This is a genomic window from Phenylobacterium sp. (assembly GCF_036263695.1).
GTDB lineage: Bacteria > Pseudomonadota > Alphaproteobacteria > Caulobacterales > Caulobacteraceae > Phenylobacterium.
Map to the genome: position 1 here is coordinate 1 of NZ_DATAGM010000144.1, position 13804 is coordinate 13804.

Annotated in this window: 14 protein-coding genes; 4 read left to right on the forward strand and 10 right to left on the reverse strand. The window is 70.8% G+C overall.

Annotated elements, in window-relative coordinates:
• Positions 1-345 (reverse strand): hypothetical protein (locus VHK87_RS05735; protein WP_329633938.1); only part of this gene is annotated, 345 nt, incomplete at its 3' end.
• Between the two features lie 94 nt (positions 346-439).
• Here VHK87_RS05735 and VHK87_RS05740 point away from each other — a divergent pair.
• A complete protein-coding gene (locus tag VHK87_RS05740) occupies positions 440-1258 on the forward strand; it encodes an SDR family NAD(P)-dependent oxidoreductase (protein ID WP_329633939.1) in 819 nt (272 codons plus the stop codon).
• Between the two features lie 86 nt (positions 1259-1344).
• Complete coding sequence (locus tag VHK87_RS05745) at positions 1345-3588, forward strand: ATP-binding protein (RefSeq protein WP_329633940.1); 2244 nt, start codon at positions 1345-1347, stop codon at positions 3586-3588.
• Here VHK87_RS05745 and VHK87_RS05750 read toward each other — a convergent pair.
• Both VHK87_RS05750 and VHK87_RS05755 read right to left on the reverse strand, forming a co-directional pair.
• Positions 3567-4967: an AMP-binding protein gene (locus tag VHK87_RS05750; RefSeq protein ID WP_329633941.1), complete on the reverse strand. Its 1401-nt coding sequence runs from the start codon at positions 4965-4967 to the stop codon at positions 3567-3569. The two genes, VHK87_RS05745 and VHK87_RS05750, sit on opposite strands and share 22 nt — an antisense overlap.
• A 90-nt stretch (positions 4968-5057) precedes the next feature.
• Positions 5058-5513 carry a PA2169 family four-helix-bundle protein gene (locus VHK87_RS05755; protein WP_329633942.1) on the reverse strand — a complete coding sequence of 152 codons (456 nt, stop codon included), beginning with the start codon at positions 5511-5513 and terminating at the stop codon, positions 5058-5060.
• A 120-nt stretch (positions 5514-5633) separates the two neighbouring features.
• On the opposite strand from VHK87_RS05755, the gene VHK87_RS05760 reads away from it, so the two are divergent.
• On the forward strand, positions 5634-6410 hold the full coding sequence (locus tag VHK87_RS05760; RefSeq protein WP_329633943.1) for a hypothetical protein: 777 nt from the start codon (positions 5634-5636) through the stop codon (positions 6408-6410).
• Positions 6411-6441: 31 nt separating this feature from the next.
• Positions 6442-7224, forward strand: a complete 783-nt coding sequence (locus tag VHK87_RS05765; protein ID WP_329633944.1) for a hypothetical protein — start codon at positions 6442-6444, stop codon at positions 7222-7224.
• A 5-nt stretch (positions 7225-7229) separates the two neighbouring features.
• Here VHK87_RS05765 and VHK87_RS05770 read toward each other — a convergent pair whose 3' ends face one another.
• The 7 genes from VHK87_RS05770 to VHK87_RS05800 all read right to left on the reverse strand — a co-directional run.
• Positions 7230-8120 (reverse strand): RDD family protein, encoded by an 891-nt coding sequence (locus VHK87_RS05770; protein ID WP_329633945.1) that lies wholly within the window; start codon positions 8118-8120, stop codon positions 7230-7232.
• The gene (locus VHK87_RS05775) at positions 8117-9100 is read right to left on the reverse strand and encodes a stage II sporulation protein M (protein WP_329633946.1); all 984 of its coding nucleotides are present in this window, start codon (positions 9098-9100) and stop codon (positions 8117-8119) included. The genes VHK87_RS05770 and VHK87_RS05775 overlap by 4 nt, the downstream gene beginning before the upstream one ends.
• Positions 9101-9111: 11 nt before the next feature.
• Positions 9112-10422: a DUF58 domain-containing protein gene (locus VHK87_RS05780; RefSeq protein WP_329633947.1), complete on the reverse strand. Its 1311-nt coding sequence runs from the start codon at positions 10420-10422 to the stop codon at positions 9112-9114.
• A gap of 7 nt (positions 10423-10429) precedes the next feature.
• The gene (locus VHK87_RS05785) at positions 10430-11386 is read right to left on the reverse strand and encodes a MoxR family ATPase (protein ID WP_329633948.1); all 957 of its coding nucleotides are present in this window, start codon (positions 11384-11386) and stop codon (positions 10430-10432) included.
• Entirely contained in the window at positions 11373-12623 is a 1251-nt protein-coding gene (locus tag VHK87_RS05790; protein WP_329633949.1) for a hypothetical protein, read from the reverse strand. The genes VHK87_RS05785 and VHK87_RS05790 overlap by 14 nt, the downstream gene beginning before the upstream one ends.
• A complete protein-coding gene (locus VHK87_RS05795; protein WP_329633950.1) occupies positions 12620-13246 on the reverse strand; it encodes a DUF4129 domain-containing protein in 627 nt (208 codons plus the stop codon). Before VHK87_RS05795 ends, VHK87_RS05790 begins: the two co-directional genes overlap by 4 nt.
• Before the next feature lie 87 nt (positions 13247-13333).
• Positions 13334-13804, reverse strand: a 471-nt coding sequence (locus VHK87_RS05800; RefSeq protein WP_329633951.1) for an acyl-CoA dehydrogenase family protein, incomplete at its 5' end; no start/stop codon positions are given.

The following is a 13804-nucleotide window of genomic DNA, read 5'->3' on the forward strand; positions in this document are numbered from 1 at the left end:
CAGGACGAAGCCGTTTTCCGTCAGCTCGCCGCGCCCGGGCTCGGCCCATCGCGCCGGCCGCCGCGCCGGCGAGACGCCGCGCAGCTCCGCGCCGCGGACGAGGAGCGCGGCCCGGCTGCGCGCGGCGGCGACCAGGCCGCCCGCCGCCGTGGTGAGGAGGTCCGGCGCGTAGGTGCAGGGGCCCAGGAACGGCGCCAGCCGCACCGTCCCCAGCGCCCCGGCGCCCCAGAGCGACAGCTCCAGCGCACCGTCAGGCGCCAGCTCGCCCTGCAGCCGCGTGGCCATGAAGGCGGCGCGCACCGCCCGACCCGCCGCCAGCCGCCCGTCCGCCTGCGCCGTCAGCAAACCACTCTCTCCATCGCTGCCTCAGGCTTGCACCTTCGCCGGAAAATCCGCAGGGTCGCGGCCATTCAAAACGAGAATATTTCGGGAGGACTTCATGAGCGCGCGCGTCAATCCCAACGGCAAGCTGGCCGGCAAGGTGGCCCTGGTCACCGGCGCCAGCCGCGGCATCGGCGAGGCTATTTCGGCTCGCCTGGCCCAGGAGGGCGCCAAGGTCGTGGCCAGCGCCCGCACCGCCGAGGCCGGCGACAGCCGCCTGCCCGGCACGCTGCACGACACCGTGGACCGCATCAAAAAGGCCGGCGGCGAGGCCACCTTCATCAAGGCCGACCTGTCGAACGCCCAGGAGCGCGAACGGCTGGTCGAGGAGACGGTGGCGACCTACGGCCCCATCGACATCCTCGTGAACAACGCGGCCATCACCTACTTCATCCCGGTGACCGACTTTCCGGAGAAGCGGTTCAAGCTGATGATGGAGGTGCAGGTGTACGCGCCCTTCCACCTCGCCCAGCTGGTGCTGCCCTCGATGATCGAGCGGCGCAGCGGCCACATCGTCAACATCTCCTCGGGCGCCGGCATGCACCCCAAGCCGCCCTACTCGGGCGCGGGCCGCGGCGGCACGGTCTACGGCATGTGCAAGGCCGCATTGGAGCGGTTCACCACCGGCCTGGCCTCCGAGGTCGCCCAGCACAACATCGCCGTGAACGTGGTCTCGCCGGGTCTGGTGGCGACCCCGGGCGTGGCCGTCCACGGGCTGATTAACGAGCAGACCAAGGATCGGGTGCAGCCGATCGAATACATCGCCGAGGCGGTGTTCCAGCTGGCCTCGGGCGATCCGGCCACCCAGACCGGCGGCATCCACTACGCCGCGCCGTTCCTGAAGGAGCTGGGGCGCGAACCGGCGGAGCTGGTGTAGTCCTGCGGCGCCACGCCGCAACGATCGGTAACCTCGCGTTGTAGAGACTCGGCGTTTCCTGGCCTGATCGTCGCCGGGGAACGCCGATGTCCATGCACCGGCCGCCCGCCGCAACGACCGGCGGGGTGGCCTTCTTCGATCTCTCGGACACGCCGATGGCCGTGCTCGACGCCGCACGACGTATCCAGTCGGCGAACGCGGCCTGGGCGGCGCTGACCGACCGCCGGCCGGAGACGCTGATCGGCCTCCACCTGGCCGAAGCCCTGCCGGTCGAGGCGGCGAAGCATCGGCCGTTCGAGATCCGGTCGGCCGACGGGCGCCCTCGCCGGCTGCGGCTCGACATCCAGCCCTCGGGCGAGGACGCCCTGGCCATGCTGGTGGACGTCACCGCCGAGACCGCCGAGATCAGCGCGCTGCGCGACGACGACGCGATGCGCGACCAGCTGCTACGCGACGCCACCATCGGCGTGTGGCGCTACGACCCCGACACCCAGCTCTACCACTTCCAGACTTCACTGGACCTGGGCTGGGGGATCTCAGCGGCCACAGACCTGGAAGCCCTCACCCGGATCCAGCACCGAGACGACGCACCCCTCGACGCCGAGGCCCGCGAGACCATCACCCGCGACGGCGGCCAAGCCGAGCGCGAGATCCGTTACCGTCACGCAGACGGCTCGTGGGTGCACCTCAACGTCCGCTACCGCTCCGGGCGACAGATGCCTTCCGGCAAGTACGAGATGTTCGGCCTGTCGCAGAACGTCACGTCCCAGGCGCGAGCCCGGGATGAAGCCCGCGCCGCGGAGCAGCGGCTGACGCTGGCCCTGAACGGCGCCCGGGCCGCTGTGTTCGAGTACGACTATGCCACGCGCCGCTTCTGGGCGACGCCGGAGCTGGCGGCGCTCATCGACAAGGATCTGGTGGCGAAGGCTGCAGGCGACCCCCTGGCGCTGTTCCACGCCGAAGACCGCGCGGCGATCGCCGAAGTGCGTCGCAGAGCCGCCGACGGCGAGACGGCCGACCCGATCGACGTCCGCGTCCCCACGCCCGGCGGCGAGCGCTGGATGCGCTTCTACCTGGAGGTGGAGCGCCACAACGGGGCCCCCCGGCGCGCGGTCGGCCTGCTGCTCGACATCGACGAACAGAAGCGCCAGTCGATCGCCCTCGCCGACGCCCGTCGTACGGCGGAGGAGGCCACCGCCGCGAAGTCGGACTTCCTCGCCTCGGTCAGCCACGAGATCCGCACCCCGATGAACGGCATCGTCGGCGTGCTCAACCTGCTGGGCCGCGAGCCCCTCAGCGCTGAGGGGCGCGAGCTGCTTTCCGAGGCGCTCGGCTGCAGCGAGATGCTCGGCCAGCTGATCAACGACGTGCTGGATTTCTCCAAGATCGAGGCAGGCAAGCTGGAGATCAGCCCCGCTCCCGCCGAACCGGCCAGGATCGCCGAGAGCGTGGCGGGCCTGATCCGGCCGCAGGCGCAGGCCAAGGGCTTGGAGTTGCACACCCGCATCGACCCCGACATCGGCTGGCTGTCGCTGGATCCGGTGCGGCTGCGCCAGTGCCTGTTCAACCTGCTGGGCAACGCGGTGAAGTTCACCGACACCGGTCACGTGGAGCTGCGGATGGCGCTGACCGGCGAGCCCGGCGCACACCGGCTGCGCTGCGAGGTGGAGGACACCGGGATCGGCATTCCCGAGAGCGCGCACGGCAAGCTCTTCGACCGCTTCAGCCAGGCCGAGGCCGGGGCCACGGCTCGCCGCTACGGCGGCACCGGCCTCGGCCTGGCCATCTCGCGCACGCTCGCGCGGCTGATGGGCGGCGACATGGGCTACACCAGCGTGGAGGGACAGGGCTCGACCTTCTGGTTCGAAATCGCCGCCGAGCCGGCCGAAGCCCCGCAGGCCGTCGCGCTCGGCGAGGCCGACGCCGCGCCGCTGGCCGGCCTGAAAATCTTGGTGGTGGACGACAACGCGGTGAACCGGCTGGTGGGCGGCAAGACCCTGGAGGCGATGGGCGCGGAGGCGGCGAACGTCGACAGCGGCGAAGCGGCCATCGAGGCTGTCCGCGACGGCGGCTTCGACCTGGTGCTGATGGACGTCAACATGCCGGGCATGGACGGGCTGGAGGCCACCCGCCTGATCCGCGCCCTGCCGGGCGCGGCCGGCGCTCTGCCGGTGATCGCGATGACCGCCGACGTGATGGCCCACCACCGCGGCCGCTACGCCTCTGCGGGCATGGACGGGGTGGTGCCCAAGCCCTTCGCGCCCGTCCAGCTGCTGTCGGAGATCGTGCGGCTGCTCAGCGCTCCGGATCAGGCGAAGGCGTCGGCGTAGCGCTCGCGCAGCAGGTTTTTCTGCACCTTGCCCATGGCGTTGCGGGGCAGCTCGTCCACGAAGAACACCCGCTTGGGCGCCTTGAACGCCGCGAGCTTTTCCCGCGCCCCGGCGATCAGGGCCGCCTCCTCGCCCTTCCCGATCACCACCGCCACCACCCCCTCGCCGAAGTCCGGGTGGGGCGCGCCGATGACCGCGCTCTCGACGACGCCGGGCAGCTCGTCCAGCACCATCTCCACCTCCTTCGGATAGACGTTGAACCCGCCGGAGATGACCAGGTCCTTGGCCCGGCCGCTGATCCAGACGCGGCCGTCCGGGTCCTGCCGGCCGACATCGCCGGTGATGAAGAAGCCGTCGGCGGTGAACTCCTCGGCGGTCTTCTCGGGCATGCGCCAGTAACCGGAGAAGACGGAGGGGCCGCGGATCTGGATCACCCCCGTCTCGCCGCCCGCGATCCGCAACTCGACGCCCGGCAGCGGGAAGCCGACGCTGCCGGGGATGCGGTCCCCGTCCAGCGGATTGGAGGTGATGATCACCGCCTCGCTCATGCCGTAGCGCTCGAGGATCCGGTGGCCGGTGCGGGCCTCGAACTCGGCGAAGGTGGACTCCAGCAGCGGCGCCGAGCCGGAGATGAAGAGGCGCATGTGCTCGGCCCGGTCCCGCGTGAACGCGGGGGTGGACAGCAGGCGGGTGTAGAAGGTCGGCACGCCCATCATCACCGTGGCGCCGGAGAGGCCCTCCACGACCGCTCCATCCTCGAACCTATCCAGCCAGACCATCGGCGCGCCGCTTAAGAAAGCGCAGTGCAACGCCACGAACAGGCCGTGTACGTGGAAGATCGGGAGGGCGTGGAGCAGCACGTCCTTCTCTGAGAAGCCCCAGGCGGCGTGCAGCGCCAGGGCGTTGGCCGCCAGGTTCCCGTGGCTGAGCATCGCCCCCTTGGAGCGCCCGGTCGTGCCGCTGGTGTAGATGATCGAGGCCAGGTCCGATGCGGACCGCGAGACGGGCTCAGCCAGCGGCTCGACGCCCGCGGCCTCGGCCAGGAAGGTCACGGGGTCGGTGAGCACCAGCGCCGGCTCGGCGTCCTTGAGGAAGTAGTCCGTCTCGGCGGCGGTGTAGGCGCCGTTGAGGGGCGTGTAGACCGCGCCCGCCATCAGCGTCGCCAGGTAGGCCATTACCGCCTGCGGGCTCTTCTCGGCCTTCAGCACCACCCGGTCGCCGGGCTTCACGCCCCGCTCGACCATCAGCGCCGCCGCCCGGGCCGCGCCGTCGGCCAGCGCCGCATAGCTGATCTGCCCGCCGTCCTTCAGCAGGAAGCAGGGCGCGGCCGGATCCTCCGGAAACCGGCTCGCCAGCAGCTCGTAGAGATTGTCCGACATGGGGCACGCGTGCCCCAGCCAAGCCAGACGATCAACCCCTACCTCCCGCCGCTTCGCGGGGGAGGTAAGAGTCGAGGGGGCGCCGCAGAGTTACTGGTACTGGTGCTTGATCCGGCTGATCTCGTCGTGGTCGGCGCGGATCGACTCGTAGGCCTGGCTGAGCCGCTGGCGGACATCAGAGGGCAGGTCGTCGTCGTTCAGGCACTTCTCGTACTTGGCCTTGATCACGTCCTCGCCGCGCTCGACCTCGTTGATCACCTTCTTGTCGTCCGGGCCGCCGGTCAGCGCGGTCTTCAGGTCGACGAACTTGTTGTGGGCCTTGCCGAGCATCGACTGGTCGTCCTCGGGCTGGCCGCCGAAGCTGCGGACCTCCTGCTGCAGCTGGCGGGTCAGGTCCATCCGCCGGCGGGCCCGTTCCTCGAACAGGGTCCTGAACTCGGTCGACTGGGCGTTCTCGGCCGCCTCCTTGTAACCGTTGGCGGAATCGAGGGTGGTCTCGATCAGGCTGTTCAGCACCTTCACGGCGTGCTCGCGATCGGCTTGCATGGCCTTCTCCTTTGGCATGTCAGTGGGTCGGGCGGACAACCGTTGGCGCTTGCCTTCGTTCCGCCCCACATCGACAGCCCAGCGCGGGCATGATTTCCTCCGACGGAGGGGGAGACGCGCATGACGGCCATCGCAGCAGGGGCGCCCAGCCTCGACATCGGCAAGGTGATCGGGGCGACCTTCGGGGTGCTCGGCCGCAACCTGGCGCCGTTCCTCGGCCTCACCGCGCTGCTGGTCGGCGCGCCCACGGCGCTCGTCAGCATCGGGGTCCTGGACCTCATGGGCGACCCTTCCAGCCTGAACATCGGCCCGGAGACATTTGGTCTGTTCGGGATCGGCTTCCTCGTCTCGATCATCACCAACGCGGTGCTCCAGGGGGCGCTGATCTACGGAACCATCCGGGACCTGAACGGGGCCCGCGCCAGCTTTGGCGAGTGCCTGGCCATGGGCCTGCGCAACTTCGTGCCGGTGATCCTGCTCTCCCTGCTCATGGCCGTGGCGCTGGTCGTCGGCTTCCTGCTGTTCATCGTGCCCGGAGTGATGATGCTGGTGGCCTGGTGCGTGGCCGTCCCTTCGCTCGTCAGCGAGCAGACCGGGATCGTCGGCGCCTTCGGTCGCAGCGCCGAGCTGACCCGCGGCAACCGCTGGCGGATCTTCGGCCTGATGCTGCTGTTCGTGGTGCTGAGCTGGATTGTCGGTCTGCTGGTCTCCCCGCTCAGCTTGGCGGCCATGGCGATGGGCCCGCAGGGCATGGTCGTCAGCCAGATGATCGCCAACTCCGTCTCCGGCGTGATCAACGCGCTGATCGGCGCCACCGGGGCCTCGGTGATCTACGTCGAGCTGAAGCGGCTGAAGGAAGGCGTCTCGCCGGACGCGCTGGCCGCCCTGTTCGACTGACGAGAGCGCCCCGATCAGGCAGAATGACCCCGTGAAGCTCGCCTCCCCGCGCCTGCGCCTCGACCATGTGCTGACCGAGGCGCTGGAGTTCATCGTCCGCAACGCGCCCAAGGTCCTGTTGTTAGGCGCCCTGCTGGTCGGCCTGCCGGAGTTCCTGTTCGACTACGCGACCCTGGCCGCCCCGACGCCGCCGGACGAGGGCAACGCGATCTCGTCCATCGTCATCGAGGCCTTTCGCGCCAGCCTGTTCCACGGCGGGGTCGCCTACCTGTTTTGGCAGGAGCTGGAGGGCCGGCGGGTCGCCTGGGGCGAGCTGATGACGCCGGGCTTCAAGGTGCTGGTCCCGCTGGTGGCCACCGGCGTGTTGATGAACCTGATCATGGAGGTCGGCTTCTACGCCTTGGCCATCGTGGGCGCGGGCGCGGGGGCGCCCCTGCTCTATCTGGCGGGCTCGGTCATCTACCCCTTCGTCGGCCTGGCGGTCGTCGTCGCAGTGGTCGAGCGGCCGGGCGTGTTCGCCGCCCTCGGCCGCGCTTTCCAGATCGCCCGGGGCGCGAGGCTGAAGTTGCTGGCGCTGTTCGCCCTCTACATCGTCTTCGCCTTCGGGGCCGACTGGCTGGCGGAGGGCGTGGGCCTGGGCACCTACTACGACTCCGAGCGGGCTTTCGGCCTGTTCCCGGCGCTGCTGACCTGCGCCGTCGCCTCGACCCTGTCGGACGTCTACCTCGCCGCCATCGCCGCAGCCGCCTACTTCGAGATCCGCCGCCTGCGGGAGATCGCCCCGCCGGAGGATCCCGCCACGGTGTTCGACTAGCGCCCCTAGGCCCGGTCGAACTTGTCCTTCCGGCGGTGGCCGAACAGCATCCGGCTCTCCAGCCGACCGCGCAGAGCGGCGTAGTAGGCGGCGAGGAACTGGGGGTCGGAGGCGTCCTCGCCCTGCCAGCCGATCTTGCCCTGGATGCGCTGGGCGACGGCCCGCATGGTCGGCTTGTCGGCCCGGCGCAGCACCTCCTCGAGGACGTGCAGCTCCTTCACGCCATAGGCGTCCACCTGGGCCTGGGTGAAGGCCAGGCGGCCGACGCCGGGCGTGCGCTCGTCCGCCAGGTCCGGGAGCAGCTTCCGCCTCGGCGCCTTGACCACCATGGTCCCGGCCACCAAGTCGCCGATCCGCAGGCGATCGCGGTTGAACAGCGGGAAGAACAGGAAGACGCCGCTCCAGATCAGGCCCAGCAGGATGACCCAGGCGTCGACGCCGTCGCCCTGCGAGAACAGGAAGGACAGCGGCAGGAAGACCTCCAGCTCGCGCATGGCGTTGCGGGCGAACACGGCGTCCGCGGTCAGCCGCCCGCCCCCCCGGGCGATGACCCGGAGGCCCAGCATTCGCTTGCCGGGCGTCGCCGCCCCCGGATGCATTTCGAAAGCCATGAAGTAGAAGAAGCGCAGGAAGAAGGCGATCAGCAGCCAGACGATGGCCGCCACCTCCACGCCCCGGGCCCGAGAGGCCGCCAGCACGCCGACCATCCCGATGCTGACCACGACGAGGGCGATGGTCAGGATGATCACGTCCACCAGGAAGGCCGCCGCCCGCTCGCCGGCCTCGCCGATCCGCAGGCGCAGGTCGACGCCCTCCGGCGTGACGAACTCGCGGCTCGTGTCCTGCGGCGGCCGGCCGGCTGTGCGCTTGCCGCGCTGGATCCCGGCCTGGCTCATCGCGCCTTCCTGGGCAGGTAGAAGTAGGCCAGCCAGATGGTCAGGCTGGTGGCGGCGATTGCGTAGCGGATGGCGTCCGACCGGATCGCCTGGCGACCGATCCCCTCTAAGAGGCCGGCCACGAACAGCATGACCACCACGCCGGTCATCACCGTCGCCGCCCGCTTCCCGGCCACCGAGGCGGCCCGCATCCGCGAGGCCTCGCCCGGGAAGACCACCGCCCAGCCGATGGTGAAGCCGGCCGCGCCGGCCAGCACGATGGCGAACAGCTCGGTGGCGCCGTGGATCATCAGCCAGCCTCCCGCCTCGATCCCCAGACCGTGAGAGGCGAAGAGCGTCAGGAAGGCGCCCAGCATCAGGCCGTTGTAGATCATCAGCGCCGCCGTCGGCAGGCACAGGGCGAAGCCCAGGGCGAAGGCGAACAGCGCCACCTGAGCGTTGTGGGTGAACAGCCAGGTGGCGAACACCGACTTGCCGTCGTGGTCGTCGTAGAGGGTCGAGCGCAGGAAGGCGGTGGAGGCCGAGGGGTCGCGCCCGCCGGACATCTCGCTGGGCACGAAGGCGTAGAACCAGTCGGGATTGCCGCTGACCAGCACCGCGGCGACGACCACGCCGAGCGTGGTCACCAGCAGGGACACAAGAGTCTCGCGCCACATGCCCTGCACGGACCTCGGCCAGTCGTGGGTGAAGAACCGGCCGATCCGCTCCAGCAGGGTCGAGCGGGCCCCGTAGACGAAGAAGTACGAGCGGGTGCAGAGGCTCTCCAGATAGTCGATCAGCCCCTGGTCCAGGGAGATCGAGCGGGCCACCGAGAGCGACGACAGGGCCGAGCGGTAAAGCACCGGCAGCTCCAGCAGCTCCTGGCGGGTCAGCCGCGCGGCCGAGCCGCCTTCGGCCTTCGCCAGCAGGGTCTCCAGCCGGCGCCAGTCCGCCTCCCGCTCGGACCGGAACCTCTGGCTCTTGAGGACGAGCTCGGCCATCTCCGTTCCCCTTAGAGGAGGTCCCGACGCTTGGCGTCGAGATAGGCGTTGACCAGGGCCGTGCCCATGCGGCCGGCGGGGGCGTCGACGATCTGGGCGCCCATCCGGGTCAGACGGCCGAACACCAGCTCGCGCTGCTGCAGCAGGGTCCCGGCGACCACGGCGCGAGAGACGTCCTCCGGCGCTTGCGGCTCGGCGGAGAGCAGGCTCTCCAGCTCTTCGTCCCGGAAGGCCACGAACAGCACGTGGTGGGTGCGCAGCAGCCGGCCGACGTTCTCGATCATCAGCTCGGCGCTGGTCGGATCGGCGAAGTCGGTGAACACCACCACCAGCGAGCGGCGGTCGAGGCGCCCCAGCAGGGTCGAGAGGCCGAGGGTGAAGTTGGTCTCCTCGGTGGTGTAGTCGATGGAGGCGGCCAGACGCTGCAGCAGCGGGAAGGACTGCGCGCCGGCGGTCACCCCGCTCGCCACCCGCGGCTTGGCGTCGAAGGCGAACAGGCCGACCCGGTCGCCGAGCTTCAGCGACACGAAGGCCAGCAGCAGCGCCGCGTTGATCGCCCGGTCGATGCGCGGCGCCCCGGCCAGCGGCGCGCACATCAATCGGCCGGTGTCGAGCGCCAGGATGATGTGGTGGTTGCGTTCGGTGCGGTACTCGCGGCCGATCAGCTTGCCGTGACGGGCGCTCTGCTTCCAGTCGACGGAGCGCAGGTCCATCCCCGGCTGGTACTCCTTCAGGGCGTGGAACTCGGCGCCCTCGCCGGTGTCCAGCTGCACCTTGGCCCCGAACGGGGCGTCCCGGGCGAAGAGGCGCAGCGCCTCGTCCTTCACGGACTGGACGTCGGGGGTGATGGCGGCGACGGCGTCCAGCTTCTTGGAGCGCTGGATGAAGGCCAGGCCCAGCGGTCCGCGCCAGCGCGCCCAGGCTTCCTCGAAGCGGCCCTCACCCCGGCGCAGCGGCTTCAGCTTCAGCAAGGCGCGGGCGCGGCTTCCGGCCGCCGAGGCGGTCTGGCGGCGGGGCTCCAGCGACAGCCGCTCGCCGGCCGACAGGGCCAGCTCCACCTGCCGGGGCGCGAACTTCGGGAACACCGCCGACAGGGTGGCGGCGCCCTCCCGCCCGACGCCGAGGGACCGCGGCGCCTCGAGCTCCAGCTCCACGGAATTGGCCGGCGGCGAGAGCAGCACGTCCACCAGGATCAGCCCCGCTGCGGCCAGCAGCCAGGCGAGCCCCGCCACCCAGAAGCTGGGCGCGACCAAGGCCAGGATCAGCGAGGGCGCAGCGCCCAGCGCGACCAGCAGGATGGCTCGGGGGGTGGGGTAGATCATGAGCCCGCTAGCGCGGCGCCTCCACCTGGTCGATCAGGCCCGCGATGACGTCGTCGGCCCGGCGGCCCTCGATCTCGGCGGCGGGGGAGAGGATCACCCGGTGGCGCAGGGCCGGCAGGGCCAGCCGCTTCACATCGTCCGGGATCACGTAGTCGCGCCCGTCCAGCGCCGCGTGGGCGCGGGCGGCGAGCGCCAGCATGGCCGCGCTGCGGGGGCTCGCCCCGCTCTGCAGCTCGGCGGTCTCCCGGGTCGAGCGGACCAGCTTCAGGACGTAATCGACGATGTCCTCGGCCAGGCGGATTCGCGCCACCGCCTCGGCCGCGGCGGCCAGCGCGGCGGCGTCGGCCACCGGCGTCACGCCCATCGCCGCGGGGTCCGCCTGGCCCGAGCGCATGCCGTGGGTCGCCACGATGCGGCGCTCCTCCTCCAGGCTCGGATAGGCCAGCACCTGCTTGAACAGGAAGCGGTCCAGCTGGGCCTCGGGCAGCGGATAGGTGCCCTGCTGCTCCAGCGGGTTCTGGGTCGCCACCACCATGAACCGGTCGCCCAGATCGTGCGGCTTGCCGTCGATGGTGACCTGCCGCTCCTGCATGGCCTCCAGCAGCGCCGCCTGGGTCTTCGGCGGGGTGCGGTTGATCTCGTCGGCCAGCAGCAGCTCGCAGAACACCGGACCCTTGTTCAGGGTGAAGGTGGAGGTTTGGAAGTTGAAGATGTTGGTGCCGGTGATATCGCCGGGCATCAGGTCGGGGGTGAACTGGATGCGCCCGTAGTCCAGGTGCAGGGTGCGGGCGAAACACTGGGCGAGGAAGGTCTTGGCTACGCCCGGCGGGCCCTCCAGCAGCATGTGACCCTTGGCCAGCAGGGCGGTCAGCATCAGCGAGATGGTGTCCTCCTGACCGATCACCGCCTTGCCGACTTCCGCCCGGATGGCCTGGGCCAGGGCCTTCACCTCATCGACGTTCACGCGTCATCTCCGCTCTCCATTCGTACAGCCGGCGCGCCAGGCCCAAGAGGTCGTGGCGCGTGCGCGCGCCCTCGGCCTCCCGTTCCAGCTCGGCGAGCCGTGTGGTGATCCCGCGCTGGGCGGCCATGCGGTCCAGCCAGGCGATCCGCTCGCCGGTCCCGTGCGGCGCCCGCTCGCCGCCCGCGGACCTGGCCGCCAGCTGCTCGGTGAGGCGGACGTAGGCGGGGGCCAGCTCATGCTCCTTGCCGGCCATCCGGAACAGGCCGGCGGAATTGTCCACCAGCGCCTGCTTGCCCAACGCCAGCTCCCGGTCCTCGCGTGCGGCTGGCCCAAACCTTGCCATCGCATGCCAGCCCATAAGCAGGGCGGCGGCCACGGCGCAGAGGGTGAAGCTGAGCAGCGGCGGGGTCAGCAGCAGCTTGAGGAGATTGTGATCGGCGCTGAGGCCGTTCAGCGTCACGTCGAAATAGACCGGCCCGCCCTCGCCTCTCAGTGTGTTGAGGATCGCCAGGCCCGCCCGTGCGGTGTCGCGGCTGGCGATCCCCTGGGTGTTCAGCAGGTCCGGATCGGCCAGCACGCACACGCGCCGCGACTTGGCGCAGGCCAGCACCGCGGCCCCGCTCTCGTCGACCAGCACGGGATCCCAGCCGGGGCCGGAGATCGTCTGCAGGCTGTCGATGCGGCCGAGCGGCAGGCGGGCGCCCTCGAAGTCGCCGGCGCCGATCAGCACCGGGCTGGACCAGCCCTTGCGGCTGGCGATCGTTGTCTGCGCCGACAGGCCTTTCAGCATCTCGCCAAACGGCGCGGCGGGGCCGACCCCGAGCTTGAGCACCCGTTCGGAGCGCACCGGGTCGGGCGCCGTCAGCCACTTGGGCAGCACGATCAGCAACGGGGTGACGGTGAAGAAGGGCTCCAGGTCCTTGGCCTTGGCCCCGCGGGGCGGGGTGACGACCACCAGCGGGACCGCCTCCTCCGAATAGTCGGCGTCGTGCGGGGGGAAGCTGCGGCTGACGACGGCGTCCACCCGTTGCTCCTCCAGCAGCGCCCGCACGCCGGTGTAGCCCACGGCCGAGCGCGACAGAGCGTGCGCCCCCGGATCGCCACTCCCGCGCATTTCCGGCGCGTAGGCGGCCAGCACGGTGAAGCCGGCGAAGGCGACGAGGCCAACCAGCAGCAGGGCGACGACCACCTTGGTGGAGAAGGGCTGAGCCCGTCCGGGCGCAGCGGCCTCGCTCATGTCCAGCCCTCCGCGAAGGCGAAGGCCTCGTAGGCCCGGCGGCACTCGGCGAACTCGCTCCGGCCCAGGGGGCGGCCGCCGAAGAAGCTCTTCTCCACCGCCTCGGCGATGCGCGAGAAGGCGCTGCGGGCGGGCCCAGGCATGGCCTCGATGCGGGCGATGTCGCGGCTGGTGAGGGCCGGGCGCACCGCCTCGGGCCGGCGGCCGGCCAGGTCGTCGATGCTTCGGAACAGCAGCAGGTGGACCGCCTCTTCGAACCGACCCTCGGCGGCCAGCCGGTCGGCGTCCTCCAGCAGGGCCTTGGCCTTGGCCGGCTCGGGCGCCCAGTCGGTGGGGGCCGCCCCCTGCTCGGCCTTGCGCCGACGGGTCCAGGTCGCCTGCACCTCACGGGCGGCGAAGAAGACGATCAGCAACCCTCCGATGATCAGCCCGGCCCAGAAGACGACCTTGAGGATCGGGCCGATGGCCTCGAAGAAGCGCACCAGGGCGTCCGCCCAGGCCGGCGGCTTCGGCTCCACGAATGGCGGGAAATCGAACTGCAGGTCCTCGCGTGCGACGAGCTCGGCGTGCAGCTCGGCGAGGCGCGCCTCGCTCATCTGCTGCGGAACCGTCTCTTCCTCCATCGCCCCCGCCGCTCATCCCCGCCGAAGCGGCTACAGCTCGACCCTAGCGGGCGCCGGGTTAAGAGGAAACCGCCAAGGCCGGCGCGACTACGTCGACTGGGTCGTGTCGGGCAGGCCGAGGATGCGCTTGGAGATGATGTTGTTCTGGATCTCGGCTGAGCCGCCGTAGATCGACATCGCCTTGCCGGTCAGCCAGCCGCGGACGGCGGTGATCTCCTCCTCGGAGAAGCCCTCGCCCTCCCAGCCGAGCCCCTGGTGGCCCATGATCTCCAGAGTCAGCTCGGCGCGCTTCTGGGACACCGACGTGGCCGAGTTCTTCAGCACCGAGGCGGCGTTGGTGGCCCCGTTCGCCTCCCTGGCCTCGGCGGCGGCGCGGGCCAGCGTCAGGGCGTGGGCGCGGGCGTCCATCATGTGGGCGGCCAGGCGCGTGCGCAGGTCGAGGTCGGCGATGCGGCCCTTCTCGTCCACGCCGACGTAGCGCTTGGCGACGTCCTCCAGCGGGGTGGAGCGGCCCGCGCCCGGGAGGCCCGCGCCGGTCTGGCTGGCCCGCTCGTGCTG

Bases quoted from the DNA above. Each gene is read 5' to 3' on its own strand.
- VHK87_RS05740 (WP_329633939.1), top strand. From the start codon at position 440: ATGAGCGCGCGCGTCAATCCCAACGGCAAGCTGGCCGGCAAGGTGGCC.
- VHK87_RS05745 (WP_329633940.1), top strand. From the start codon at position 1,345: ATGTCCATGCACCGGCCGCCCGCCGCAACGACCGGCGGGGTGGCCTTC.
- VHK87_RS05750 (WP_329633941.1), bottom strand. From the start codon at position 4,967: ATGTCGGACAATCTCTACGAGCTGCTGGCGAGCCGGTTTCCGGAGGAT.
- VHK87_RS05755 (WP_329633942.1), bottom strand. From the start codon at position 5,513: ATGCAAGCCGATCGCGAGCACGCCGTGAAGGTGCTGAACAGCCTGATC.
- VHK87_RS05760 (WP_329633943.1), top strand. From the start codon at position 5,634: ATGACGGCCATCGCAGCAGGGGCGCCCAGCCTCGACATCGGCAAGGTG.
- VHK87_RS05770 (WP_329633945.1), bottom strand. From the start codon at position 8,120: ATGAGCCAGGCCGGGATCCAGCGCGGCAAGCGCACAGCCGGCCGGCCG.
- VHK87_RS05775 (WP_329633946.1), bottom strand. From the start codon at position 9,100: ATGGCCGAGCTCGTCCTCAAGAGCCAGAGGTTCCGGTCCGAGCGGGAG.
- VHK87_RS05780 (WP_329633947.1), bottom strand. From the start codon at position 10,422: ATGATCTACCCCACCCCCCGAGCCATCCTGCTGGTCGCGCTGGGCGCT.
- VHK87_RS05790 (WP_329633949.1), bottom strand. From the start codon at position 12,623: ATGAGCGAGGCCGCTGCGCCCGGACGGGCTCAGCCCTTCTCCACCAAG.
- VHK87_RS05795 (WP_329633950.1), bottom strand. From the start codon at position 13,246: ATGGAGGAAGAGACGGTTCCGCAGCAGATGAGCGAGGCGCGCCTCGCC.